At 49.0% G+C, this 26,881-nt stretch carries 17 protein-coding genes and 1 pseudogene; 11 read left to right on the top strand and 7 right to left on the bottom strand.

Going from position 1 to position 26,881, the window contains the following annotated elements; genetic code table 11:
* The first annotated feature begins 48 nt into the window (after positions 1-48).
* Complete coding sequence (locus BLT35_RS17015) at positions 49-993, top strand: ketopantoate reductase family protein (RefSeq protein WP_054818426.1); 945 nt, start codon at positions 49-51, stop codon at positions 991-993.
* Positions 994-1,076: 83 nt separating this feature from the next.
* Positions 1,077-2,534: an aldehyde dehydrogenase family protein gene (locus BLT35_RS17020; RefSeq protein WP_235594380.1), complete on the top strand. Its 1,458-nt coding sequence runs from the start codon at positions 1,077-1,079 to the stop codon at positions 2,532-2,534.
* An 85-nt stretch (positions 2,535-2,619) separates the two neighbouring features.
* Here BLT35_RS17020 and BLT35_RS17025 read toward each other — a convergent pair whose 3' ends face one another.
* Positions 2,620-3,387 (bottom strand): IclR family transcriptional regulator, encoded by a 768-nt coding sequence (locus BLT35_RS17025; RefSeq protein ID WP_074729096.1) that lies wholly within the window; start codon positions 3,385-3,387, stop codon positions 2,620-2,622.
* A gap of 431 nt (positions 3,388-3,818) precedes the next feature.
* Between BLT35_RS17025 and htpG the strand changes: the two genes are divergently transcribed.
* The 9 genes and pseudogenes from htpG (at position 3,819) to BLT35_RS17070 (ending at position 21,110) form a co-directional block, all read left to right on the top strand.
* Complete coding sequence (gene htpG, locus BLT35_RS17030) at positions 3,819-5,699, top strand: molecular chaperone HtpG (RefSeq protein WP_054818427.1); 1,881 nt, start codon at positions 3,819-3,821, stop codon at positions 5,697-5,699.
* Between the two features lie 174 nt (positions 5,700-5,873).
* On the top strand, positions 5,874-7,787 hold the full coding sequence (locus BLT35_RS17035) for a site-specific DNA-methyltransferase (protein ID WP_074729098.1): 1,914 nt from the start codon (positions 5,874-5,876) through the stop codon (positions 7,785-7,787).
* Positions 7,788-7,802: 15 nt separating this feature from the next.
* Entirely contained in the window at positions 7,803-10,853 is a 3,051-nt protein-coding gene (locus BLT35_RS17040; RefSeq protein ID WP_074729100.1) for a type III restriction-modification system endonuclease, read from the top strand.
* 223 nt (positions 10,854-11,076) lie between these two features.
* Positions 11,077-12,702 carry a helix-turn-helix domain-containing protein gene (locus tag BLT35_RS17045; RefSeq protein WP_054818429.1) on the top strand — a complete coding sequence of 542 codons (1,626 nt, stop codon included), beginning with the start codon at positions 11,077-11,079 and terminating at the stop codon, positions 12,700-12,702.
* Positions 12,703-12,858: 156 nt separating this feature from the next.
* Positions 12,859-15,942, top strand: a complete 3,084-nt coding sequence (locus tag BLT35_RS17050) for an S-layer homology domain-containing protein (RefSeq protein WP_175472007.1) — start codon at positions 12,859-12,861, stop codon at positions 15,940-15,942.
* A 221-nt stretch (positions 15,943-16,163) separates the two neighbouring features.
* Positions 16,164-19,070: an S-layer homology domain-containing protein gene (locus BLT35_RS17055; protein WP_254777596.1), complete on the top strand. Its 2,907-nt coding sequence runs from the start codon at positions 16,164-16,166 to the stop codon at positions 19,068-19,070.
* A 235-nt stretch (positions 19,071-19,305) separates the two neighbouring features.
* A pseudogene (locus tag BLT35_RS17060) lies at positions 19,306-19,641 on the top strand (transposase); the annotation flags it as partial.
* Between the two features lie 111 nt (positions 19,642-19,752).
* Positions 19,753-20,238 (top strand): acyl-CoA thioesterase, encoded by a 486-nt coding sequence (locus BLT35_RS17065; RefSeq protein WP_054818439.1) that lies wholly within the window; start codon positions 19,753-19,755, stop codon positions 20,236-20,238.
* A complete protein-coding gene (locus BLT35_RS17070; protein WP_074729106.1) occupies positions 20,235-21,110 on the top strand; it encodes a radical SAM/SPASM domain-containing protein in 876 nt (291 codons plus the stop codon). The genes BLT35_RS17065 and BLT35_RS17070 overlap by 4 nt, the downstream gene beginning before the upstream one ends.
* An 84-nt stretch (positions 21,111-21,194) precedes the next feature.
* On the opposite strand, the gene BLT35_RS17075 is transcribed toward BLT35_RS17070, so the two are convergent.
* From BLT35_RS17075 to BLT35_RS17100, 6 genes are all read right to left on the bottom strand, one after another.
* Positions 21,195-22,274, bottom strand: a complete 1,080-nt coding sequence (locus BLT35_RS17075; RefSeq protein WP_062410769.1) for a lactonase family protein — start codon at positions 22,272-22,274, stop codon at positions 21,195-21,197.
* 106 nt (positions 22,275-22,380) lie between these two features.
* Entirely contained in the window at positions 22,381-23,298 is a 918-nt protein-coding gene (locus BLT35_RS17080; RefSeq protein ID WP_062410770.1) for a response regulator, read from the bottom strand.
* Positions 23,273-24,568, bottom strand: a complete 1,296-nt coding sequence (locus BLT35_RS17085) for an ATP-binding protein (protein WP_074729108.1) — start codon at positions 24,566-24,568, stop codon at positions 23,273-23,275. Before BLT35_RS17085 ends, BLT35_RS17080 begins: the two co-directional genes overlap by 26 nt.
* 102 nt (positions 24,569-24,670) lie before the next feature.
* A complete protein-coding gene (locus BLT35_RS17090) occupies positions 24,671-25,321 on the bottom strand; it encodes an amino acid ABC transporter permease (protein ID WP_062410772.1) in 651 nt (216 codons plus the stop codon).
* Between the two features lie 15 nt (positions 25,322-25,336).
* Positions 25,337-25,993 (bottom strand): amino acid ABC transporter permease, encoded by a 657-nt coding sequence (locus tag BLT35_RS17095; protein WP_074729110.1) that lies wholly within the window; start codon positions 25,991-25,993, stop codon positions 25,337-25,339.
* A gap of 78 nt (positions 25,994-26,071) precedes the next feature.
* The gene (locus tag BLT35_RS17100) at positions 26,072-26,833 is read right to left on the bottom strand and encodes a transporter substrate-binding domain-containing protein (protein ID WP_235594381.1); all 762 of its coding nucleotides are present in this window, start codon (positions 26,831-26,833) and stop codon (positions 26,072-26,074) included.
* Between the last annotated feature and the right edge of the window lie 48 nt (positions 26,834-26,881).

A 26,881-nucleotide genomic window follows, 5' to 3' on the forward strand; every position in this document is an offset into this window, starting at 1 on the left:
ACCGCGAACCCGACAATGAAGCGGCATAGCTGTCAAAGAGGTGATGGGATGAGAATCGCAGTCGCAGGCGCAGGAGCGATGGGGTGCCGATTTGGCTCGATGCTGCATCGCAGCGGGCAATCCGTGATATTGATCGATCGTTGGAGAAATCATATAGAAGCAATTCAAACCAACGGATTGCGTGTCATTCATGAAGGCGGCACATCCACGTATAGATTAGAAGCCGTGACGGATTTTACTACGGTAGGCGTTGCAGATCTTGTCATGGTCTTCACCAAAGCCATGCATACCCAAGCTGTTGTCGAGCAAGCGCTGCCCATCATGGGTCCACACACGCAAGTGCTGACATTGCAGAACGGATTGGGTAATTTGGAAGCGGTTACTTCATATGTCCCTCGCGAGCGGGTGATTGTCGGCGTGACCAATTTCGGTACGGAGCTGGTTGCTCCGGGAGTGATTCGCGCACTCGGCTCCGGGGAAACCGTCATGATGAGCGCTCACGGACAAATCACCGAAGCGCTGCAGCAGATTTGCGGCATGATGAACGAGGCCGGCCTGCATGTGTCCATTGAACCGGACGTGATGTCCATCGTTTGGAAGAAGGTCGCATTTAATGCGGTGTATAATCCGCTTGCGGCGCTGACTCGATTGAAGGCATCGGATATCGGAGGCTATGAACGGTTTGACGAGCTCGTGAACGGCATCCTGGACGAAATCGTGACCGTAGCGAAAGCGGAACAAGTGGATATCGAAAAAGAAGATATCATCGCAGCGATCCAAGGCGTTCTCGATCCGGCCATGTCGGGCGAGCATCTGACTTCCATGCTGCAGGATGTGCTGGCTCAACGGGCAACGGAGATCGCCTTCCTCAACGGAGCCATCGTGGATAAAGCGGGGAAATACGGTATTGCCGTTCCGTATAATACGCTGCTGACCCATCTGATCCGTATGCTGGAAAGCACGTATGAGAAACGGATCGAAGTCCTTCACTAGAAGGGACTGTCAGCTTTCAGCCTTTAATAATAAATGATGAGAGGAGCTTACAAATGGCAATCACAAAAGAAGAACTTCCAATGATGCGTTACGAAAATTTAAACAAAAGCTTTATTAACGGCGAATGGGTGGAGGGGAGAAGCGACCAAACTTACGATATTGTAAATCCTTACGATCATTCGGTTGTGACTACGGTTCGGTTGGCGACGTCCCAGCAGCTGCATGAGGCCATTGACATGGCGAAGCAGGCGCAAAAGAAATGGGCCAAATCTTCCGCCGATGAAAGGAAGACGGTCATTTACAAGGCGGCAGAGTATTTGAAAGCTAACCGGGCCGCCATTGTGGATATCATCGTTCGTGAGACGGGAGGCACTTTGTTAAAAGCCAATGTGGAAGTGCATCTCGCCCTGGAGGTGCTGGAGGAAGCAATACATTATGCGGACGCAATCGATCAGGTGAGGGAGATTCCTTCTGCCATCGAGGGGAAGGTCAATCATATCCGCCGGCTTCCTTTGGGAGTGGTTGCGTCGATTTCACCGTTTAATTTCCCAATGAATTTGTCGATGAGAACCATTGCGCCGGCCATTGCGTTGGGGAACAGCGTGGTGCATAAGCCTGATATTCAAGTTGGCTTAACCGGCGGTTCCATTATCGCCAAGGCATTCGAGCACGCCGGTCTGCCTCATGGTGTATTCAATATGATTCTCACGGATATCACGGAAATCGGCGATGACCTGTTAACCCATCCGCATGTCGGATTGATCAGTTTCACCGGTTCTACTGCCGTCGGAAGACACATCGGCGAGATTGCCGGTAGAAACTTGAAGCGAGTTATTCTGGAACTGGGCGGTAACAGTCCGTTTGTGGTGCTGTCGGATGCGGACGTCGACCGGGCGGTGGATGCTGCGGTGTTTGGGAAGTTCATCCATCAAGGACAAATTTGTATGATTATTAACCGTATCATTGTCCATAAAGATAAGCACGACGAGTTTGTCCAAAAGTTTGTGGAAAGAGCGAAGGCCCTTCCGTGCGGCGATCCGAGGGACCCGAACACCATGATCGGCCCTCTTATTAACGAGCGTCAGCTTGAGAAAGCGGTCAGTGCGATTGAGGCGGCCAAACGAGATGGAGCGAAAATGGCGTTGGAAGGCAAACGGGAAGGCAATGTGCTTACACCTTACGTATTTATTGATGTAGATAACTCAAGCAAGCTGGCGCAAACCGAGCTGTTTGCCCCCATCGCCACCATTATCAAAGCGAATACGGACGAAGAAGCCATAATTATGGCGAATGAAACCGAATACGGGTTAAGCTCTTCGATCTTTACGACAGATTTGGCCAAAGGCGAAGAGTTGGCGCTGCAAATCGAGAGCGGGATGACGCATATTAACGACCAGACGGTGAATGACAGCCCCAACATTCCGTTTGGCGGAAATAAGGCGAGCGGAAGCGGAAGGTTTGGGAATCCGTGGATTATCGATGAATTTACAATAACCAAATGGGTTTCGGTTCAGGAAAAGTATCGCCGTTTCCCATTCTAAAAAGCAGCGACCGCTCCCCGGTATCGTTAGAAGGAGCGGTCGCTTTGTGTTATCTGCGGCCTTGGATCTCACCGAACGCCGGGATTCAACCGTAATAGCCCAATTTGGCGGAAATCCCAAGCCCCGCTTGCTTCAACGTTGTCACCGCATGCTCAATATTGCAGTTCCGGATGCGTTCTGTCGGCCCGGCGATACTGACGGCGGCCACCACCTCGCCGGTATAATCGCGTACAGGCACCCCAATACTTGAAACGCCTTCGTATATTTCATCAATACATAGGGCATATCCCTGGCTTCGGATATCCTTTAAATGCTTCTTGAAGCGTTCCGGGTCGGTGATGGAATTGGGACCGTAAGGCTGCAAGCGTTCCGCTATTCCTGAAATGATCTCCTCTTTTTGAAAGGCCAGAATCGCTTTTCCCGATCCGGTGCAGGATACGGGGTTCCGGTTGCCTATGGGCGACAGGGGATGGGGATGTTTAACATCCACTTTCTGAAGGTACGCCACATTAGTCCCTTCCAAAATGCCGATAAAAGCGGATTCCCCCAGTTCCTCCGCCAGTCTCTCCAAAAAAGGAAGCGATTCCCGGTGAATTTCCATCTGTGTCGTAATGATCCCGCTGTAACGCAAAAAGGCAAGGCCGAGGCGGTACCGGGACTTTGGGCTTTTCTCCAACAGACCCTCGGCCGTGAGGAAAGTCATGAGATGGTAGGCCGTACTTTTGTTTAATCCCAAGAGCCTGGAGATCTCCGTCACTCCCAATTCAGGCCGTTCCAAAGAGAACAGACGCAAGATACGCGCTGCATTTTTTACGGAATTAAGGGTATAATCCTTATTTTTAAGCGCTTTCATAAGCCTCTCCGGCGAATTCGCATTTTTCACTTATTATATCACTAAAATGATATGAATATGGTAAAGTTGTTATTATATTTATTGAAAGGTGGGATAATTCATTGTGAACAGCAAGACATTTGCTTCCTTTTGTAGCCTTAGCGAGTGCAGCAACTAAGCTATGAAATTATAAACCTGGATGAGTCAACTCCAAATCAAACCAAAGTATATTGTAAAAAAAGAAAATGGGACATATAAAGTAGCAGAACAAACCATGAGTTTCACTGCTGATGGAAAAGTAATTTATGGGGGGCCCATATAGTCAATTGACCGGACTCAAAAATTCTACTGTATATTGACATCAAAAAATCGTCTATGTAATATAAAAAGGAGAGTTAGCACTCAGGCGCTTAGAGTGCTAATCGCGGAACGGATTGAAAGGAGAGCGAATCATGGCCAAAAAACAGTTTAAAGCCGAATCCAAAAGATTATTGGAAATGATGATTAACTCCATTTATACGCAGAGAGAGATTTTCCTAAGAGAGCTGATCTCGAATGCGAGCGATGCCATTGACAAAATCTACTATAAAGCGCTGTCCGACGATCAATTGGTTTTTGATAAAGACAATTATTACATCAAAGTAAAGCCGGATAAGGCCAACCGGACATTGACCATCTCCGATACGGGGATCGGTATGACCAAAGAGGAGCTGGAGAATAACCTGGGGGTTATCGCCAAGAGCGGCTCATTGGCATTCAAGAAAGAAAACGAATTGAAGGATGGGCACAATATCATCGGTCAATTCGGGGTGGGATTTTATTCTGCTTTTATGGTAGCCGAAGTGGTTACGGTCATCAGCAAGGCTTTGGGCAGCGATGAGGCGTATAAGTGGGAATCCAGAGGAGCAGACGGGTATACGATTGAGCCATGCGAGAAAGCGACGGCAGGTACGGATATTATTTTGAAAATTAAAGAGAATACGGAAGAGGATCAATACGACGAGTATCTTGAAGAGTATCGTTTAAGATCGATTATCAAAAAATACTCCGATTTTATCCGGTACCCCATAAAGATGGATGTGAAAGGGCAGCGGCCTAAAGAAGGCAGCGACAATGAATTCGAAGAATATGTTGAAGAACAAACCATCAACAGCATGGTTCCGATTTGGCGGAAAAACAAGAACGAGCTTACGCCGGAAGACTATGAAAATTTCTACACCGAGAAACGCTACGGGTTCGATAAGCCTCTAAAGCATATTCATATTAGTGCCGACGGTGCCGTGGTGTATAATGCCATTCTGTTTATCCCGGAGAATACGCCGTTCGATTATTATACGAAGGAATATGAGAAAGGCCTGGAGCTGTATTCCAACGATGTGCTGATCATGAATAAGTGTCCCGATCTGCTTCCCGACTATTTCAGCTTTGTTAAGGGAATGGTGGATTCCGAGGATTTATCGCTCAACATTTCCAGAGAGATTCTGCAGCATGACCGGCAATTGAGCCTCATCGCCAAAAACATCAAGAACAAAATCAAGAGCCAGCTGCAAAGCTTATTGAAGGATGAAAGAGAGAAGTATGAAAAATTCTATAAGGCCTTTGGCAGACAGCTGAAATTCGGGGTATACAGCGATTTCGGCGCCAATAAAGAGATGCTGCAGGATCTGCTGATGTTCTACTCCTCCAAAGAGAAGAAGCTGGTCACCCTGGATGAGTACGTGTCGAGAATGCCTGAGGATCAAAAATACATCTACTATGCCTCCGGGGAATCGATTGAACGCATCGAGAAGCTTCCTCAAACCGAGCTGGTAGCCGACAAGGGATATGAGATCCTATACTTTACCGATGATATCGATGAGTTCGCCGTCAAAATGCTCATGACCTACAAAGAAAAAGAATTTAAATCGGTATCGAGCGGCGACCTGGGAATTGAACCGGATGCAAGCGAAAACACGTCGGATGCAGAAGAGGGCGAAACCAAAGACCTCTTTGAATATATGAAAAACATACTGAAGGATAAAGTGAAGCATGTCAAAGCATCCAAGAGACTGAAGACCCATCCTGTCTGCCTGTCTACGGAGGGCGAATTAACGATTGAAATGGAAAAGATCCTCAAAGCCATGCCTAGCGGCCAGGATGTCAAAGCGGACAAGATTCTGGAGATCAACATCCATCATGAGGTATTCCAATCCTTAAAGGATGCTTATGCAAACGATAAAGAGAAACTCAATCTGTATACAAATCTGTTGTACAACCAGGCACTGTTAATCGAAGGATTGCCGATCCAGGATCCCGTCGAATTCACCAACGATATTTGCAAAATCATGGTTTAATATAACAGAATAACCCGATTCGGGCGCAAGCCCGGGTCGGGTTATTTGTCGTTGTCTCCCTGACGCACCGTGCATGGGATATGTCCAAAGAAGGACTTTCCTGTAGACAGAAGAATAAGTAATATACAGAAAAATAGTGCTGGATGACCAAGGGGAAACACAGGAGGCAAACTCATGAATCAATTGGCTATGAAAACATTCAATACGACACAAGTCAACCTCGAGAAAATAGCGGCGCTGTTTCCCAATGTGATTACGGAGACAAGAGATCGTCAAGGGAAATTGATCCGCGCGATCGATTTTGATTTGTTAAAACAGGAGCTGTCCGATGTCCTTGTCGAAGGAGAGAAAGAACGATACCAGCTGACCTGGCCGGGCAAGAAAGAGGCGATCCTCAACGCCAATACGCCCATCGATAAAACGCTGCGGCCGGTCAAAGAAGACAGTGTCGATTGGGACAGCACGCAAAATCTGTACATCGAAGGCGACAACCTCGAAGTGCTGAAGCTGCTGCAGGAGTCCTATTTACATAAGATCAAAATGATTTACATTGATCCCCCGTACAATACAGGAAAGGATTTCATTTATAAGGACGATTTCAAATCGTCTGCCGATGTCTATTTGGCGGCGTCGGGACAAGTCGATTCCGAAGGGAATAGACTGGTTCAGAATACCGAATCCAATGGAAAATTCCATAGTGACTGGTTAACCATGATGTATTCCAGGCTTAAAGTATCCAAGAACTTGTTAAGAGACGACGGAATCGTGTTTATCAGTATCGACGAAAGCGAGCATCCAAGACTGCGCCTGTTGTGCGATGAGATATTTGGAATCAAAAACCATATCGCGGACCTGGTTTGGCAAAATAAAAAGGGCGGGGGAAACGATTCCAGGCATGTCGCCGTCGAGCATGAATATATTCTGGTTTACGCCAAAAATAAAGAGATGGTCGATGAGCTTTATGAAATGTACTCCGACGACTATTTGAAGCGCTACAAAGAGGAAGACTCGGAAGGTAAATTTTATTGGGACACATTTAAAAGAAAATCGGGGAAGCAATATTATCCGATTACCTGCCCGGACGGCACCGTCCTGGAATTGGACGAAAACGGCAATCCGATCAGCTGGCTCCGGTCGGAGAAAAGGTTTAAAGAAGACCTGGCCAAAGGAGAAATCCGGATCATTAAAGTCGGCGAGAACTGGTCGGTCCAGTTTAAACAACGATTGCCCAAAGGCAAGACGCCCAGAAGCATCTATAAATCCGGCGCCATGCTGGATGAGAATGGAACAACCAGCGACGGCAGCAGCGATTTGCTCCGGCTATTCGGCAAAGACGTGTTTTCTAACCCGAAGCCCGTCAGCTTAATCAAGCATCTGATCGGCTTTGGCATAGGCTCCGAGGATCTGGCCCTCGATTTCTTCTCCGGCTCCGGTACACTGGCCCATGCGATCATGGAATTAAACGCGGAGGATAACGGCCGCAGAAAATTTATTCTGGTGCAGCTGCAGGAAGATATTGACGCGATGTACAATCAGGCCGAACAAAACCGGAAAATGATCTTCAAAAATGCGATAGATACGTTAAACGAACTGAACCGCCCTCATTACTTAACGGAGCTGGGTAAAGAGCGCATCCGCCGCGCCGCCGGGAAAATCAAAGAGGAGACCGGAGCGGACATAGATTATGGCTTCCGGGTATACCGTACGGATTCCTCCAATATGAAGGATGTCTACTATACGCCGGCCGAGCTGGGTCAAGTGGATCTTGCGGATTTGGCATCCAACATCAAGGAAGACCGGATCGGGGAAGATCTGCTCGTTCAAGTGATGCTGGAATGCGGCCTGGAGCTTTCATTGCCCATGGAAACAAAGGAAGTTGAAGGGAAGACCGTTCATCATGTGGCAGGCGGCTCCTTGATCGCCTGCTTCGATGAAGACATCACGGAATCGGTCATGAAGAAGATTGCAATGGAACAGCCTCAGCGTGTCGTATTCCGCGACAGCTCTTTTAGGGACGACGCCGCACGCATCAACGTGGAAGAACTGTTCAAGCTGCTTTCTCCGGGCACGGAAATCCAGGTGCTGTAAGGAAGGTGAGCTGACATGAGAATAAAATTCAAGCACCAACCGTTTCAGCTGGATGCCGTCAAAAGCGTTGTCGGCGCGTTTTACGGGCAGCCTAACGAATCCTCCCGTTTCACGCTGGATAAGGGCAGACGGCAGAAGGCCGAATATGCGGGGGATTTGTTTCAAACGGCAAATAACGAACCGGAATATGGATTTAAAAATCATGCCATCAAGCTGCCCGATCATGACATACTCCGCAATATCCAAGCCGTACAACGCGAGAACGGATTGAAAATATCGGAGCGGCTCGAAGGCCAATATAACCTGACGGTCGAAATGGAAACCGGTACGGGCAAGACCTACACCTATATCCGGACGATGTTTGAGCTGTACAAGAAATACGGATGGAGCAAATTCATCATCGTTGTCCCGTCCATCGCCATCCGGGAAGGCGTACTCAAGACGTTTCAAATGACGGAAGATCATTTTATGGCCGAATACGGGTCGAAGGTTCGATATTTTGTCTACAACTCCAAGCAATTGCATCATATCGAGAGGTTTGCCGCCGATGCCGGCATCAATGTCATGATTATTAATTCGCAAGCGTTTGCAGCCAGAGGGCAGGATGCAAGACGGATTTACATGGAGCTGGATGAATTCCATACCCGCAGACCCATGGATGTGATTGCCGGCACGAATCCGATCCTGATCATTGACGAGCCGCAATCGGTGGAAGGCCAGAAGACCAAGGAATCGCTCAAATTATTCAATCCGCTGTTCACCCTGCGATATTCGGCCACCCACCGGGAGGAATATAACAAGGTTTACCGGCTCGACGCCTTGGATGCATACAATATGAAGCTCGTGAAAAAGATCAGCGTCAAGGGCATCTCGGTGAAAGGGACAAGCGGAACCGAAAGCTACCTGTATCTCGAAGGCATCGATGTCAGCGATAAACATGCTCCCATAGCCCGGCTTGAGCTGGAAATCCGCACAAAAACCGGCTTGAGCAAAAAAACGCTGAGAATCAGAAGCGGCGACGACATGTATCCATTATCCGGCCGGCTGGAACAGTACAGAGGCTATAAGGTGTCCGAAATCAACGGTCGGAACAATACGGTGAGCTTCATTAACGGGGTTACGCTGCGGGCCGGTGACGTCCAGGGCGACGTGAGCGAGCTGCATTTGCGGCGAATCCAGATTCGGGAAACGATTAAATCCCATTTGGAGAAGGAGCGGGTGCTGTTCTATAAAGGGATCAAAGTGCTGTCGCTCTTCTTCATCGATGAGGTTGCCAAATACCGGCAGTATGATCAGGACGGCAGCGAACATAATGGCGTGTACGCCGGCATGTTCGAAGAGGAATATATGGATCTCCTGAACGAGCAGCTGTCGCTGGGTTCGGACGATCCGTACGTTCAGTATTTAAACGGAATTCATGTAAAAGAGACGCACAAAGGGTACTTCTCCATCGACAAGAGGAGCAGCCGGTTCATTGATTCCAAAGTATCCGCCAGAGAGACGGATTCGGATGATGCCGACGCCTACGATTTGATCATGCGGGACAAGGAGAGGCTGCTGAGCTTCGAGGAACCGACACGGTTTATTTTCTCGCATTCCGCCTTGAAAGAAGGCTGGGATAATCCGAACGTGTTCCAGATATGCACGCTGAAGTACAGCGATTCCGCCGTCAAAAAAAGGCAGGAGGTAGGCCGGGGCCTCAGACTGTGCGTCAACCGGCATGGGGAGCGGATCGATTCCAGCGTCCCCGGTATCGACGTGCATGAGATCAACGTCTTGACAGTAATCGCCAGCGAATCCTATGAGCAATTCGCCAAGCAGCTCCAGCATGAAATTGCCGCTGCTTTATCGGACCGGCCCCGCAAGGCGGATATGGGCTTCTTTATGGACAAGGTGTTAACAAACGCCCGCGGCGAGCCATTGAAAATCGGCGAAAAGCTGGCCGCCAAATTGCAGTATACGTTCATAAAGAACGGCTATGTCGACGATCAGTTCCGGTTAACGGATGATTATTATGCCGCAGTTGAACGGCAAGACGTCAAGCTGCCTAATGAACTGTTGCCTTATAAAGAACCGCTCATCGAGATGATCAAAACGATATATGCAGCAGGCAAGGAGGAAATGACGGAGAATGACCGGGACCGCAATATCCCGTCCGTCACCGTGAACGGCAACTTCTACAAAAAAGAGTTTAAGGAGCTGTGGGATCGGATCAACCGCAAATCGGTCTATACCGTCCGGTTCGATTCCGGCGAGCTGGTTCGAAATTGTATCGCGGCATTGGATGCCGACTTGCGGGTTCCCTCCGTACGTTATGCCGTCCAGCATGGAGTAATGAACCGGATCGAGTCAAGGGAGCAGTTGAGGCAGGGTGAGGCGTTTGTGACCCGAAAGACGCAGACGGAGTTTGTTCACAGGGAGGCGTCCTCTAGGATCAAATACGATTTGATCGGCAAGCTGATGGATGAGACGCGGCTCACACGAAAGACGATTGCGTCTATCCTGGCCGGAGTGAAGCAGAACACCTTTCTGCAGTTCAGGGAAAACCCGGAGGAATTTATCATTCGGGCGGCCAAGCTGATCAATGAACAAAAGGCGACTACCATCATCGAATCGATCACCTATGACGTTGTGAATGAGACGTTCCATACGGACATATTTACCCAAAATACGCTGAAGGGACAGTTGGGCCACAATGCCGTTTCCGCCGAGAAGCACATTTACGATTATGTCGTGACCGATTCCAAAATCGAGAGGGCCTTCGCCCAGGCGCTGGATACGAGCCAGGAAGTGCAGATTTATGCCAAGCTGCCGCGCGGCTTCTTCATCCCGACTCCGGTAGGTAATTACAACCCCGATTGGGCCATTGTGTTCAAGGAAGGCACGGTAAGGCACATTTACTTTATTGCGGAGACCAAGGGCTCGATCGACTCGATGGAACTGAGAGAAGTGGAGAAGGCGAAGATCGAATGTGCCCGCAAGCATTTTGCCCGATTAAGCACGGGACAATTGAAGTACGATGTGGTCAATAATTACGAGAAGCTGCTGGAGATTGTAAAAGGATAATTCCCGTGCGAGCATGGTTCATAAGGTTCGCCGGAAAAAATTGCAAAATGCCTTTGTGTCCGAACCGTTCGGGCTCAAAGGCTTTTTTATGGAGCGTTTTTTTGTGAACAAAATGGGGTTCTTGCAAAAAAAAACATTGACGTTGATAATCATTATCAATTAGAATGTGACTTTGTAATGATATTGCAATAGCCGTCGATATATAGAAAGGAGTCATGGGATCATGATTTCGACATTCATCAACGATCAAGCGGCATATACACCAATGGAGAACATGTGGTTTAAGCTCCACGATGTTTGGCATATACAGAAGCGTAATACGTGCTGGAATTTTAAATCGAATAAGCTGGATTTCCATATGCTTTTTATCCCGATCGGCGGGCTGGGCCATGTAAGCATCAACGGTCACAATTATGGGCTGCGGTCCGGATTTATCGTGGTATGCAGGGCGGGTCAAGAGGTCCGGGCAGAAGCCGCCGTTCAGGATGAGGACGGGATATATATCGTTTGTTTCGAATCCGGATTTGCAGTGTTGGAGACAGCCAACGATCAACCGGACCGTTCGGAAAGCTTATTTCCGTTCAGCGGCGACATTGACTTCACTCCGAGCCACGCCGATCTTGCACTTTGCGATACGATGGCCCGCTGCTGGCATAGTAAAAACAAGATGGAGCGCCTGCGCAGTCAGGCCGCTTTTCATGAATTGCTTTACAGCATCATGCAAAGCCGCCTTTTAAAAAACGTCAAGGGCTGGAACAAGGAACTTGTAGCTGCAAAAGCTTTCATGGAGCGGCATTATGAACAGGCTATCGACATAGAACAGCTGGCGGGCTCGATGCAGGTCAGTTCCCGTCATTTTAGGCGGTTGTTTAAGGATACTTACGGAATTAGCGCGATGGATTACATTAATGAGCTGCGTATGAATAAGGCGAAACAATTGATGGAAAAGGGCTGCATGCCCATAGAAGAAATTGCGCGGCAGACCGGATATAACAACGAGAGTCACTTCAGGCGCATGTTTAGAAAGCAGGTGGGCATTCCGCCTGCCCTTTATCTGAAAAACCGGCAAATGAAAGTGGCGGCATACAATTGGTCTAACTTGGGGCAATTGCTGCCGCTTCATATCATTCCGCAGGCAGCCCCGATGGACCAGTATTGGACCGACCACTACCGCAGAAAATACGGGGCCGACGTTACGGTACCCTTGGGACACCGGTATGATTTTAACCGCGAGGCGCTGAGCCGTTTTGGCCCCGATTGCATCATTGGAATCGATGCCTACGTAACGCCGGAGGAGCAAGAAAGGCTTGGGCAGATCGCGCGGACGTTTTTCGTGCCTTGGCTGACCGGAAGCTGGCGTGACCATTTGCGTCTGATAGCGGAATTTCTGGATCGGGGAAGAGAAGCGGAGGCATGGCTCGATAAGTATGACGACAAGGCCGGCCTTGTCTCGGATAAGGTAAACCGCCTGATCCGTCAGGATGATCTGCTTACGATCATGATCGATAGAAAAGGATGCTACCGCTGGGTAAACCGGAGAGAGGATCCGGCTGCGCTGCCCTTTGCTCCGCGTCGCATCGATCAGCTCCCTTCAGACTTTATACGGATGACTGCGGATGAATTACAGGATTGGGAGGCCGGGCGCATACTGATCCTGCTGTCAGAGGATGTCATGTCAAGAGTAACCTGGCATGAACTTCAGCAGACGCAGCATTGGAAGAATTTAAAGGCTGTTCGCGGACAGCGGGTTCATATCGTTACCATTGGCCCTTGGTTCGAGTACACGGCTTACAATCATGGAATGATTCTTGATCAAATCATGGGTATTTGTGGGCATGTTCTTCCGTGAAGCATTCGGACGCCGATGATTTAAAACCTGTCCGAAAAGATCATATACAAAAAGACAAGGCGTAACTTATACTTCTTGTTGATAATGATTATCTTTATCAATGAGTGGTGAAAGGATGAATTGTTTTTTATGTATAAGTCTTTGTCCGTTTTTACTATGGCATCCACTATAGCGATGTCTCTCGTGTATCCGATGGCCTTGGCCAATGCGGCGAGTCCGTCCGATACCTCATCCGGTTATTCCCATCCTCAGGTTAAAACCTCGGAACATTTTAAAGATTTGGATTCTATTGAAGCCGATACGAGAAAAATCGTGGACTTCATGCTGGCCCAAGGTTATGTCGAAGGCATGTCCGATTACCACTTCGGGCTGGCCGACCGGCTGACACGGGTGCAGGCCGCCAAAATAGCGACCAAGCTCTTTGGCATACCTGTAGATTCATCGGTTCAAAAGTCTACTTTTACGGATGTCAGCGCTCAATCCCCCGAACACGCATGGGGAATTCCTTACATCGAAGCGGCCAAACAGGCTTCACTGATCGAAGGCGTCGATCAAGCGCGTTTTGATCCTGACGGGTCGATCACGCTGGGCCAGCTTGCTGCCATCCTGGTCAGAGGCTTGGGAATAAAAGCCGCTCCAACCGGACCGAATGAAGCCTGGTACACCGGCTATATGCAGGCAGCCCAAACGCAGGGCATCGATTTTGGAGGCAAAGCCGGAGATGAGGCTGCAACCCGGGAAGATTTTATCAAAGCCTCCTATCAGGCTCACCAAGCATACCAATTGCAATTGAATGCAGCCGAAGCCGGGAAGGTCTCTGTTGTTTCGGCGGAAGCGACCGATTACAACAAGGTGAAGGTACAGTTGAACCGGCAAGTGGATCCGGATACGGCTACACTGGTCTTAACAAAGGACGGTGTGGAAGTGGCGGCGACGGTTGCATATACAGAGGGGCACCCCTCCGCCGTTCTTACATTGAAGGAAGGCAAGCTTACCGCGGGCCGGTACAAGGTGACGCTGGGAGGATTGAGGGAAGAGGATGTGGAGCAAATCGAGGCGGAATTTACAGCGGACAACGAAACCGTAACAAGCATTGAATTTGTTACGGAAAGTGAAATGCTGGCCAAATCGCGCTATGCCTCGATTCGGTTAAAGGCGATCAATCAGTATGGGCAAAAAGCTTCCTTCTCGCCCGCTTCGTTCTCCTATACGGTAAATGACAGTTCGGCGCTGCATCCGAGATTGGACAAAACACCGGATGGGGATTTGAGGCTCACCCTGGATACGCTGACGTACCATTTGAATTCGCGATCCACTCTTATACAAGTTAATCTCCGGCATAACGATACGAATATCGCCGTGCAAAAAAGCTTTACTATAGGCGCCGAGCCGGTGGTGACGACGCTGAAGGCGGGTGAGGTTTCCTATTCGGACAGCCGGACGGCGATTAAGACAAAGGGACAGAAGGCCGTATTCGATTTGATTCCATATGACCAGTATGGGAATGTGCTGGGATTTAACGCCCTGCGCGAAGCGCTTCAAGCCGGCCAGGGGACGGCGAATCTGAAGGATGCCGTAAGTCTTCACTTTCATCCCGGAACGGCGAATTTCCGTTATGATATTGTGGATGAACGGGGAGACGATACGATTCAGGCGCACGTCACTCTTATTGAGGACATCCTTCTTGCAGCGGATTATACAGCCAGCGTATACGTTCAGGGAGGCTCGGCTTCGGTTACAATTGCCGTTCAAGCCTATGCCAAAGCGGTTTCCATTGAATTCGGCGATATGAACAAAGTGATCGCTAATGGAGACACGAACGTCTACATTCCGGTTACAGCCTATGACGAGTCCGGAGCCAAGCTGAGTCTCGAAGATTTGACCAGCGACGCTTTCGCCGATCGGGTCAGGATCACTGTAATCGGTGCTCAGGCCGATCGGCGGGACGGTTCATTAGGCACGGGTGCGGTGATTGAGAAGGCCGGCAAGAACAAAGGCAGCATTTGGCTCACTTCAATTACCGCTCCGGCCAACGGTAAAATCCGTCTTACCGCCGATATCATGGATCAAGGAAAGACCGCTTCATTTTTCCGTGAGTATGCCGTACAGAATGCCCGCATTCCTGCTGGTTTTAAAGAAGTAAAGGCGCCTGCAAGTGAGATTGTTCCCGGAAGCTATACCAAATTCACTTATACCGTGGTCGATCAATATGGAGAAGAACTGGACGCGGCCAACAATGTGGCTATGGGTAAAATCGTGGCCAGCGGAGGCGACGTGTACTCCATCCGGCTTGATCCGGGCTCGACGTTTACGGATACCGTTACAGAGACCACTTATGGATTGACATTGGATAAAGATCCGGCCAAGGGACATGCCAATCGTCCGGCTTTCGAATATACCGGAGCTGAATTTGAAACGTTCAACGACGGATTCCGTTTTTACGCACCTCCTGGGCAAGAGGGTGGTTCATACACCTTTTCGGCTCAATTGCTGAAGAATGGAACAGAAATATCCCGTGCAACCAGAACGGTGCAGATCAAAAGAGCGAATGATCTCACCTATTCCCTGGATGCCGTACCGGCTTTATACCGCCCCGGCAGCATCGTTCCCGCGGCTTATCAGGATGCGCATCTCGACCCTGCCCAGAGCCTGTTTGCCAGAAAGCTGTCTTTTACGATTAAAAACGCCCGGGGAGAACAGATCTATTTCGTTAACGGTTTTAGCCAGAGCGCTGCCGCTTCCGATACACAGATCGTAAAAACAGCCGTTAAAAACGGCAACGTTTATGTTCTTGGCAGTAAAGCGGGTAAAACGAATATCAGTGTAGTATACACAACGGTAAAAAATGAACAAAAAATAGCAAACGTAGAGGTTAACGTTAAGGATGACCCGCTTTCCGTCAGTTCTTTTACGGCGGATAACGAAACGGCTGTACTAACGCTGCCGTCCGGCGGCTCGGTGACGGAAAATGTCTACACCTTAATGGGCCTCTCTTTTAAAGACAATTATGGCATCGGCTATAAAGGAAGCAATACGGTGAATTATAACTACGCCTTCGGCAACTCATTCGGCGTAGACTATATAAAGCCAATGAATCCTGGCGCTCCATTAGGGACAGTGAGCATCGATGCAGAAGGACGGGTAACCGTCACAGGCAACGTCGGCCGATTTGATCTTATCGCTTATAAAGGAAGCTCGGCGGAAGTGAGAACCAGAGTGACGGTTGTGACCGCTCCTTAACCGTTATTCATCATTATTATAAGACGAAAGACCCTCACCAAAGAGGGTCTTTTTCGGCTTTCAGGAACTTTCCCGGGAAATACTGTTTCTTTTGAACTAAAATAGAAATAAAAAATGGGAAAATAAGACTAAAAAAATGTAAAATTTTGTTGTAGCTTTGATCTTACGATGGTAATATATACATGCTACTATAACTTAAGGAGGAACTAGGGTTGAAACGAATGAAGTATGTATCCAAAGCGATCGTACTCCTGTTATGCGTGCTCATCGCATTACCGGGCTTCGTGATCGCAGCACCGGCTTCAGCGCCTTCCGACATTAACAAGCATTGGGCCGAGAAAGAAATGAGGCAATGGATCGACAAGGGTTTATTGTCAGGTTATTCGGATGGAACTTATAAGCCGGATCAGAGTATCAGCAGAGCGGAATTTTTTACTTTAGTTAATCGCTCTTTCCACTTTAGCCAGGAAGCTTCCGTATCCTTCACGGACCTTAGTGCTTCGCATTGGGCCGTATCTGAAATAGCCCGTGCTCAAGCGGCGGGATATGTTAGCGGTTACCCGGATGGAACAATTCATCCTGATCAACAAATCAGTCGTGAAGAAGCAGCAGTCGTGCTGAAGAATGTGCTTAAACTGCAAGAAAATGCTGCGGGTGCCGAAACATTCAAAGATGCGGCGCAATTTGCCGGCTGGAGCAAGGGTTCCCTTGGTGCACTTGCTGCCAAAGGGTACTTATCCGGATATGAAGATGGAACATTCAAGCCCAACAACGCTATGACGCGAGCAGAAATTGTCGTACTGTTGGATCGGATTCAGTCTAACGCGATTCCTGTCGTGACCTACGATCACAAGGGTACATTTGGTCCTGCAACAGGTGTAGAGACGATCCGCGGAAATGTAGTCATCAGCGCTCAAGGGGTTACTTTGAGAAATACGGTCATTGAAGGCAATCTTCTATTAGCTGAATCGATCGGTGAAGGGGATGTCTTCTTAAAGAATGTAACGGTGAAAGGTATTACCACCGTCAATGGCGGTGGTGCCAACTCGGTACATATTGAAGATTCCGTGCTGCTTACCGTCATTGTAAATAAAGCAGACGGCAGCGTTCGTATCGTGGCAGAAGGAGCTACCAGCGTACAGCAATTCACGGTACAGTCGAGTGCTTTGCTGGAAGCAAGAGGGACGAGCACGATTACCGATGTCATTCTTTCCAGTGTGCTGCCCCCTCATGCTCAGGTAACTTTAGCCGGGCAATTCAATACAGTGGATGTGCAGGCCACCAGCGTACGGGTAAGCCTGACTGAGGGTTCGATCCAGCAGCTTACCGTTGCCCGGGAAGCAGGCAATACGACAATAAATGTTGGAACGGGCGCATCCATCGCCGAATTGATTTTGAATGCGGCAGCTTCCGTAACAGGGAACGGGACAATAGAACGTGCCGCCGTGAATGCGAACGGCTCGACTTTTGAACGTACTCCTTCCAATATCACCACAGGGAACGGAATAAGTGTAGGCAGTACTTCCGGCGGTGGTGCATCAGGCGGCGGCAGTTCTTCCAGTGACGATGACAGTTCTTCCGGCGATGATGACAGTTCCAATGACGATGATAGTTCTTCTGACGATGATACTGTGACAGAAACGGTATACGGTTTTGAAGGAAGAATTGTCGATGTTCAGAATCAACCCGTTGCCGGGATGACGATTCATTTCCGGAGAGGACTGGATAATAAGGACGGTACCATCGTCGCTACGGTTGTCACCGATAGCAACGGCCGTTATTCTGTTGATTTACCGCCGGGGATTTATACGGGTGAGCTTTCCAAACCAGGGTTTATTACCACCTATCTCGTTGGAGTTTCAGCAAGTAACGTGCGTAACACCAATGAGAATGCAACGGCTATTCGTGTAGCGGCAGCCCATGAAATTCGTATTGTATTAACCTGGGGTGAACGGCCTCGGGATCTTGATTCGCATCTTGTAGGTCCAATACCGAATGGAGGGGTTTTCCATACTTGGTATGCGGATAGAATTCATTCCGTATCCGGCGCTGTATACGCAGATCTGGACCATGACGATGTTACTTCTTATGGTCCTGAAACGACGACCATTCGTCAATTGGTAGACGGTACTTATCGTTTTTATGTGCATAATTTTTCCGGTGAAACGAATATGAGGGAATCGGGAGCTCATATTGAGGTATACGTGGGGGCTACGACAACGCCTGCAAAAACTTACGATATTCCAACCGGAGCAGGCTCAGAGCTTTATTGGACTGTGTTTGAAATGAATGTGTCTAACGGCTTGATCAGCTCGTTCACAGATATTAATCAGTTTTATGCAAATGAAAGTGCTGCACAAGGCCATCTTGCTAACGGAATCGGCAATACTGCGATAACATCCGCAGTATATAGCATTGATCAGAATGTGCGCGAAATTCTGGTGCCGGCAAATACGCCGGTAGAGAGCTTCAAGGCAGGACTTTCCGTTTCGCCGGGAACATCGTTAGAGGTGTACCAATCCGATGGAACTACGGTTCGTACAGGCTTTGTTATGAATGGAGATAAAGTGATCGCAAGATCTTTTGACGGTCTTTCATCCCGGACGTATACGGTTTCTATTATAAACACACCTACGGTTACATCTCTTACTTACTCGCCTGCAGGTCCGATTGTTTTTTATGATTTGACACCGTTAGGTGTGACGGTAAGTGCAGCCGGATGGGACGGAACGGTAACCGACGTGACTTATGATGCTAATATGGTTTATATATCCCAAAATCTGAACATTGCTGCTGTAGCTCCCAATGGGGTCATCACACCCGGTGCCTCCGGATCGACAGTGATTAGCGCGGTATATGGGGGAATGACGTTAGAAATCCCGGTTACGGTGATTCTCGCCCCTGCCTTAACTCAAAACGGATCGACATTGGAATCGTCAGGTTTAATCTCAGGCGCTGAAGTGCGTGTATACGATGCAAGCAATAATACGGTCATCGGCAGTACCTATACTGTAGGACACAATGGTGCGGTAAGTATACCTTCTTTACCAGCAGGCTCTTATTACATTGTTCAGTCCTATCAAGGCTTTACAAGCCGCCTATCGAATACAATAACGATAACTAATTGAATTGATTTGAAAACCGCCTCTGTGAAGTTGAAATCAGGTAACCGCAGAGACGGCTATGTTGACGGGGGGGCCAAAAAGTCACTGAGGTGACGGGGATACCCCCTTTTTTAATTTTGTAAAACAAAAAGAAGCCAAACCTTGGTAAAATGGAAGTGACGAGCAACCATTCAAAGGAGGGCTTCTTTTGTACATTCAATATAACATGGATCAACTCTGTCTGCCAATGGAGCAACAAACGGAAAGCGGCTATGAGGTTCGTCTGCGCCACTACCGGAGTCGAGAGTGTACAGGCTGTCCTTTGAAGGATGCCTGCACGAAAGCCAAAGGGAACCGGGAAATCCGGGTGAGTCTCAAGTACCTTCGCTACAAGCGGCAGACGCGGGAAAAGCTGCGAAGTGAGGAAGGCTACGCGTTGTCAGTTCGACGTATGATCGGAGAGTGTGTTCGGACAAATGAAAAATAACCGGAACTTCCGGCGTCCTGACTTCGCGGCTTGCCCAAAGTGAGCCTGGAGGTCGGGTGGCTTTCCCTTGCCCATAATTTATTAAAGTGGGCGGCGATGAACCAAAAAGGTCGAGTAAGAGAGCAACTTATGGGACGGCCCCGTATTTGCGAATACAATAGATTAGCACTAAAATATGTAGATATACTGCTGCATGCATAACGAGAGGAGACTCATCCTGTGAAAACGATAAGCTTTGTCCAGCCTGACCCTCAGAGCTGGTTGGAGAAATTTCATTTTTCCATTCCGATTAAAGTCCGCTATTGTGAGACGGATCTGCTCGGACATGTGAATAATGTCAGCTACTTTATGTATTTCGAGCAGGGACGCATCGAGTATTTTGAACATCTCGCATTGACGGAGGATCTGTTCAACGATAAAACGGTATCGGTCGTTGCCAACCTGGAATGCCAGTATCTGGCGTCAATTTACTTGAGGGACCCCTTGAAGCTCCATATAAGAACAGCCAATATAGGACGATCTTCTCTGGATCTGGAATACGCCTTGGCCGTGAATGGCCAGTTGAGAGCAGCCGGAAGAGGGACGATTGTGCTCGTGGATACAAACAGCGGGAAAAGCACGCCGATACCCGATGCAGCCCGCGAAGCCATTCGATCATTCGAAGAACGATCCATAGAACAGAATAGAATGGGGAGCAGGTCTTGAAAAGATTTAAAAAAGTATATATCGAAATTACAAGCGTATGCAACCTGGCCTGCTCCTTTTGCCCGCAAACGAGCCGAAAGGCTAATTTTATCAGGCCGGACACCTTTAATGACATATTGGATCAGGTCAAGCCGCATACGAATCATATTTATCTTCACGTCAAAGGCGAGCCGCTTCTTCATCCCAAAATTGATGAGCTGCTCGACGCATGCCACGCCAAAGGCTTTAAGGTCAATATAACGACGAACGGAACGCTGATTCATAAAGCCGGGCATAAAATCCTCGGAAAACCGGTGCTGCGCCAAATGAACTTCTCGCTTCACAGCTTTGACGGGCATGAGGGGTCGACGAACCGGGAAGAATACCTGGCCAACATTTTTTCGTTTGTCCGGGAAGCGGTCGAGCATAAGGTGATTATTTCGTTCAGGCTGTGGAATTTGGATAAAGATAATGCCACCAACCTGGAGAAGAGCAGAAACCGGGAAACGCTGGCCATGCTGGAGAAAGAGTTTAACCTGGACTTCAAAATTGAGGAAAAAGTCGTACCGGGCAGCGGGGTCAAAATTGCAGATCGCATTTATTTGAATCAGGATCATGAATTTCAATGGCCGAGCTTGCAAGCGCCTGAGGATGACGGTAAGGGCTTCTGTCACGCGCTTCGGAGCCATGCCGCGATTCTGGTTGACGGAACCGTCGTGCCCTGCTGTCTGGATGGAGAAGGCGTGATTAATCTAGGGAATATCCATAGCCGTTCTTTCTCTGAAATTGTAGAAGGTGAAAGAGCGAACAATCTTTTCTATGGATTTTCCAGGAGAGAGGCTGTTGAAGAATTATGCAGGAAGTGCGGCTATAGGCAAAGATTCGGTGCATAGGTTTCATGGCTGTTCGGCTGTGGGGCACCCTCCTGCCGAAATGAATAAATCCCTCCGCAAGAACGGAGGGACGGGCCCGTGAATTTAATCCAAAACGGCAAACTTGATGCACACGGGCTTGGACACTTCCAGTACACTTCCGGCAGGAAGAAGCTTGCCGGTGCTTGCATCTCTGCTGAATGTGACAATATTGTTGGAATCCCGGTTGGCGGCGAGCAGAAAGCGTCCGTCCGGCGACAGTGCAAAGTTGCGGGGATGCCTGCCCAGCGTGGAGGCGTGCTCCACTAAAGTGAGCTTGCCTGTTAACGGATCGATGGCGTATACCGCAATGCTGTCATGTCCGCGGTTGGAGCCGTACAGAAAACGGCCGTCGGGGGAAATATGAATATCCGCACATGCGTTTTCTCCCTTATAGGAGTCAGGCAGAGTAGACACCGTTTGAATTTCACTCAATTCCCCTTGTTCCTCATTATAGAAGAACGCGGTAATGGTGGCATTCAGCTCATTAATCACGTAGCCGTAAGGCAATGACGGATGAAAGGCAAAGTGCCGCGGACCGGATCCGGGCGCAACCCCGACTTCCCCATGAGGAATCAACCGTTGGCTGGGAAGATCCAGCCTGTAGATCAAGATTCGATCCAGGCCCAGATCGGAAGCGACGGCAAAGCGATTGGAACGGTCGAGAAAAACGGAATGCGCACGCGGCTGGTTCTGCACGGGAAGAATGCTGGAGCCCCGATGCTGGTGGATATCCGTTGTCGCACCGATGCTTCCGTCCTCCAGAAGCGGGGACAGCCCGATCATGCCGCCATGGTAGCTGGATACGATGACACATTGGCGGGAATGATCCAGGGTGATATGGCAGGTAGGCGCCGGTACGGTGTTTTCCTTATTTACCAAGGTTAATTTGACGCTTGCCGGATCGAAATGAAAAGCGGCGGCGGCTCCGCGGCGCTGACCGCTGGAATCCGTTCCTTCCGTTATGGCGTACAGCTTCTTTCCGGCAGGATCGACATCGAGAAAAGTCGGGTTTTGAAGGCCGTCGGCTTGATCGACGATTTCGAGACTTCCGGTTTCCGTGTCGAACCGGCAGGCATATAATCCGGGACCGGACGAATCCGCGTAGGATCCCAGGAAAGCAAGCACCTTCTTTTTTTTCTCCATTAACCATCATTCCTTTTTTTCCATTAAAGTCATAAACACATTATCGCAAATCCGCTGCCCGCAGGCAAATGAGATCTCAAATGCAAAAAATAGGAACGATGTGGCTTCAATGACTTGGAGAACGCGCCTCCATATAGAATACATACAGAAATTTTCGAATATTCAACTTGGAGGACGACGTCTTGCTGTCTTCCTCCAGTTCTCGCATCCTGTTGCGCACCTCCTGAAAATCGAATAAACGGGAGGCAAAATATTCGAAAGTCGGGTTTCCGTAATCGTTTAATCCCAAAGATGAAAGATGGGTAAGAGATTGCAGCGCCAGCCGGCGTACCCGCTGCTCCAGCGCGCGCACGTCCTTGAGCATGCTTGCATCCGGATGCTGGCTGTTCTTCTTGGCAACCTGCTCATAAATGGTTTTGAGCGGCGGCAAATCGGGCAGCATATTCCCGTCTTGTTCCTGCTCTTTCAACCAACCGACAATATGGATAAGGTCAGAGGCACCCGCTTCTCCGGCGATGCCCAATAGCGGCAATAAGGATCTGGCCTGTTCTTCGATGGATTTTTCCTTCCGCTCGGCCGTTTTTCCTTTGGAATCCGCAATGCCAGATGTCTCCAATAAACTCAGCGATTGACGGATGGTTTGCATGGATTTTTCCAATAATAAATGATCCGATACACGTCTTAAGACGGCAAGAACCTCCAGGCGGTTAATCGGCTTTTGGATGAAGGTATCGACTCCTTGCTGGTAAGCCTCCCCGATCATTTCCTTATTCTCTACCTGTGAAATCATGATAAACCTGCCCTCGTAGCCTTCTTCCCTAAGCGCTTTGACGGTTTCAATCCCGTCGCGGCCAGGCATCAATAAATCGATGATCACGATTTGAGCATCCCGAATGTCTTCTCTGGATGTTTGCGCTCCGTCATCTGATTCGCCGGTGACCTCTCCGAGGCCGCTTTCTCTAATGATCCGGGAAATCATTTTTCGGACGGCAGGGTCGTCATCCACCAGATAAAATTTCAGCATGATCGGCCTCCTCCCTTTGTATTAAACGTTCCGACGGAATCCGGACTTCAAACCTTGTTTGACCCGGTACGCTGTATACGCTTATGTTCCCCCCGAGCAAACGGACAATATCCGCCGCGTGCGAAAGACCAATACCGGTTGACGAGTTCCCTTCGTCGTCGAATTTGGTCGTATAGCCGGGGTGAAAGATTAAGTCCAACTCATCGTGAGAGATGCCGGGACCGTTGTCTGTCACGTAGAATACGACGGAATCGAATTCGAGATCGACCCGGAGTTCAATCCGTCCCTGGGACTCAATGGCCTCGACCGCATTGGATACGATATTGTTCAGTACGGAAAGAAGCGGATAAATCTCATCGGTAGAAAGATTTACGTCGCATCGGTTATCCAGTTCGATGGTTTTGCCCAGCAGCAGGCTGTAGTTTTTATTGGCCCTCGCTACCATCGAGCAAAGAAACGAAATGGGGATGCGCTTGGACAGCATCCGTTCCTGCTGAATGATTTTGGATAAGCCGGATAGAATGCGCTGGGAATCCTTCTTGAGTTCATGCACGTTCTCCGCGATATGGAGCGCTTGCGCCGCATGAGGAGGAGAAAGAATTTTTAGCTCCTTGGATAAGCGGTAGCTCTCCCGGGTGATGTCCTCAATATGGGACATCGATTTGCGAAGATAAAAGGCTTCTTCAAATAAATCCGAATTAATGAGCATTAACCGCTCCAATTCCTGCCGGCGCTGCTCTCCCTGGGCCCTCACCTGCCGAATGGCCAGCATATTGCAGAGTCCGACGACAAAGAAGCTGCGAAGCAAGCCGATCAGCACAATCATCAAAACCCCATGGATCGTTATCATGGTTGGCGAGCCCGACACCATACGAATCAGCAGCTCCGCTCCATTGGACGCGATATCCGCAAACGCACCGTAAAAACCGACCTTCAACGGATATTCCACGTTAGTTTTTATTTTTAGCAGGGAGATGACCACCGCAAACGTAACATAATAAAAAAATACAGGCATATGCTGCACGATGCCTTCGGTCCAAGGAATACCGTACAGCGAAGCATCCATCACAATCCGAAAAAAGACGATAAACAAACCTGCCGATAAGCCTGTTGCAAGGACGGGAACGGAAAACCACAATAATCCGAAGAAATACGCCGCGATACCAAGTGAAAATCGGAAATCCCCGCCGAATGGGATCATTTTCACCTCTCCCAGCAGCGCCGTCGACAGAAGTATGACGACCCAGATGAACAATCTGTGATCCCGCATCTTGATTCGCCGCTCCTTTCTGCTCCGGATACCAAAAATACTCCCTCTTCCTATGGTACAGGAAGAAAGAGCATTTTGTCGCGTGGGAAAAGATTCATAATTTTAGGCCTGTTTATTTTCGAGCCTGTGCGATGCGATAGAAAGCAGGTAATTGACTGCAAAATAGAGCAAAGCTGCAAACAGGAACGTCGGTATGACGTAATTGATATTGTGACCGTTAATGATCTGCACGTGGTTCATCAGCTCCGGCAGCGCAATCACCACCGCTAAAGACGTATCCTTCAGCAGCGAGATAAATTGGCTGACCATAGGTGGCACCATCCGGCGAAGAGCGATCGGAAGAACAATATATCTTAACGTTTGCGTCGCTGTCAATCCGGAGGAACGGCCGGCTTCGATGAGCCCTTTTTCGACCGAATTCAACCCGCTTCGCACGATCTCGGAGATCATGGCCGATTCAAAAATCACCAGAGCGACGACGGCCGCTGTAAACTTATCCAGCTTGATGCCGACCTCCGGCAGAGCGAAGTAGGTAAAAAAGATGATCAAAAGCAGCGGCAGGTTGCGGATGGTCTCGACCAGGACCGCGAATACTTTGCCTAATACAGGTACCTTGGCGTACCGAACGGTGCCCACAAGAATACTGATGACAAAACTGATCGCAATGGAGAGGATTGCCACCTCAATCGTGAGCAGAAAGCCTTGCAGCATAAATTGTATATTGACAGGGGACAATGCACCTATAAAATCCATTACGCTTCCCCTCCTTTAATTCCCCGCGTACCTGCGTTCCAGATATCGCACGCCGTAGCTGAGTGGAATGGTCAAAATCAAGTAAAATAACGCAGCAAAGATATAGGAGCTGAACGTATCGAAGGTATCCGAATTAATCAAATCAGCTTGATACATGAGATCCGACGCGGACAAAACCGTAAAGATCGAAGAGTTTTTCACTAGGTTCAAAAACTGGTTGCCGAGCGGCGGAATCACTATTTTAATGGCCTGCGGCAAGATGATGTGCCACATGGCTTGAAGGTAGGTTAAGCCGGATGAGCGTGCGGCTTCCATCTGACCTTTAGGCACCGTCTGAATACCGGCGCGAATCGCTTCCGTGATAAAGGCGGAGGTATATACGGTTAAGGCAACCAATCCGGTCACGAACGGAACCAGGACAACGCCCGTCAGGATTGGAAGTCCGACCAGAACGAAAAAAGCAATCAGCAGCAAAGGAATATTCCGAATAAATTCAACATAGGCCGTGCCGAACCATTGAAGCGGCTTAAAAGGGGTAATTCGAAACACCGCAATCACCGTGCCGAGAATAAAACTGGCAATGAGGGATATCACGCTTGCTGCGACGGTTCCGCCGAAGCCGATCATGTAGCGGTCTATATTGTCGGTCAGGACCGTAAAATCAATAAACATATCCCTAAGTTCCCTCCTTACATCCCGTTTGAAAGCATAGAGGAGACCAGCGGCTTGCGCTCATCCCCTCGGCTTTTATTACTTCGTCGGTTTTTTGCCGATCCATTTCTCGTAAATGGCATCGTATTGACCGTTTTCCTTCAATTCCTTCAAGGTTTCGTTCACCAGGTTCACAAACTCGGTATCGCCTTTACGGATACCAATGCCGTACGGCTCTTCCGTGAACGTTTCGTCCAATACCTTGAAGTTCGGATCCTGCTTTGCCATACCGAACAGAAGAGCGTTATCGGTCGTCAATGCGTCGCCTTGGCCGGCTTTCAATGCAGTAAACGCTTCGGCGTAGTTTTCGAATTCAAGCACTTGCGCGTCCGGCGCCGCCTCGCGAACGTTTTTGGTGGACGTGGAGCCTTTTGCCGTAAGCACCTTGGAAGCTTTCGTCAGATCCTTGACCGATGTTATTGGACTGTTAGCCGGAACAAGAAGCGATTGCCCCGCTGTGAAATAGACGTCGGAGAAATCGATCTCCTGCTTGCGCTCCTCCGTAATCGTCATCGTCGCCACGATCATATCGATTTCGCCGTTTTTCAGCATGGGAATCCGCGTTTTGGAGGTCACTTCCTTAAGCTCGATCGCGTTCTCGTCACCAAGCACTTTCTTGGCTATGGCTTTCGCGATATCGATGTCCAAGCCTTGAACCTGGCCGGTAGACGGATCTTTTAATCCGAACAAATTCAGGTCATACTTCACACCGGCGATAACTTTGCCCTGCTCTTTGATTTTCGCGATCGTTCCTTGCGCTTCCTGGTCAGACGGCTTGCTACAGGCTGCCAAAGTGCCCATGGCCAATACGGCGGTTAAAGCAATACTCATCATTTTACCCCAACGTTT

This window comes from Paenibacillus naphthalenovorans, assembly GCF_900099895.1.
Classification (GTDB): Bacteria; Bacillota; Bacilli; order Paenibacillales; family NBRC-103111; genus Paenibacillus_G; species Paenibacillus_G naphthalenovorans.

Excerpts from the sequence above, each read along its gene's own strand:
- BLT35_RS17015 (WP_054818426.1), top strand. The coding sequence starts at position 49 with ATGAGAATCGCAGTCGCAGGCGCAGGAGCGATGGGGTGCCGATTTGGC.
- BLT35_RS17020 (WP_235594380.1), top strand. The coding sequence starts at position 1,077 with ATGCGTTACGAAAATTTAAACAAAAGCTTTATTAACGGCGAATGGGTG.
- BLT35_RS17025 (WP_074729096.1), bottom strand. The coding sequence starts at position 3,387 with ATGAAAGCGCTTAAAAATAAGGATTATACCCTTAATTCCGTAAAAAAT.
- htpG (WP_054818427.1), top strand. The coding sequence starts at position 3,819 with ATGGCCAAAAAACAGTTTAAAGCCGAATCCAAAAGATTATTGGAAATG.
- BLT35_RS17035 (WP_074729098.1), top strand. The coding sequence starts at position 5,874 with ATGAATCAATTGGCTATGAAAACATTCAATACGACACAAGTCAACCTC.
- BLT35_RS17040 (WP_074729100.1), top strand. The coding sequence starts at position 7,803 with ATGAGAATAAAATTCAAGCACCAACCGTTTCAGCTGGATGCCGTCAAA.
- BLT35_RS17045 (WP_054818429.1), top strand. The coding sequence starts at position 11,077 with ATGATTTCGACATTCATCAACGATCAAGCGGCATATACACCAATGGAG.
- BLT35_RS17050 (WP_175472007.1), top strand. The coding sequence starts at position 12,859 with ATGGCATCCACTATAGCGATGTCTCTCGTGTATCCGATGGCCTTGGCC.
- BLT35_RS17055 (WP_254777596.1), top strand. The coding sequence starts at position 16,164 with ATGAAGTATGTATCCAAAGCGATCGTACTCCTGTTATGCGTGCTCATC.
- BLT35_RS17075 (WP_062410769.1), bottom strand. The coding sequence starts at position 22,274 with ATGGAGAAAAAAAAGAAGGTGCTTGCTTTCCTGGGATCCTACGCGGAT.
- BLT35_RS17080 (WP_062410770.1), bottom strand. The coding sequence starts at position 23,298 with ATGCTGAAATTTTATCTGGTGGATGACGACCCTGCCGTCCGAAAAATG.
- BLT35_RS17085 (WP_074729108.1), bottom strand. The coding sequence starts at position 24,568 with ATGCGGGATCACAGATTGTTCATCTGGGTCGTCATACTTCTGTCGACG.
- BLT35_RS17090 (WP_062410772.1), bottom strand. The coding sequence starts at position 25,321 with ATGGATTTTATAGGTGCATTGTCCCCTGTCAATATACAATTTATGCTG.
- BLT35_RS17095 (WP_074729110.1), bottom strand. The coding sequence starts at position 25,993 with ATGTTTATTGATTTTACGGTCCTGACCGACAATATAGACCGCTACATG.
- BLT35_RS17100 (WP_235594381.1), bottom strand. The coding sequence starts at position 26,833 with ATGGGCACTTTGGCAGCCTGTAGCAAGCCGTCTGACCAGGAAGCGCAA.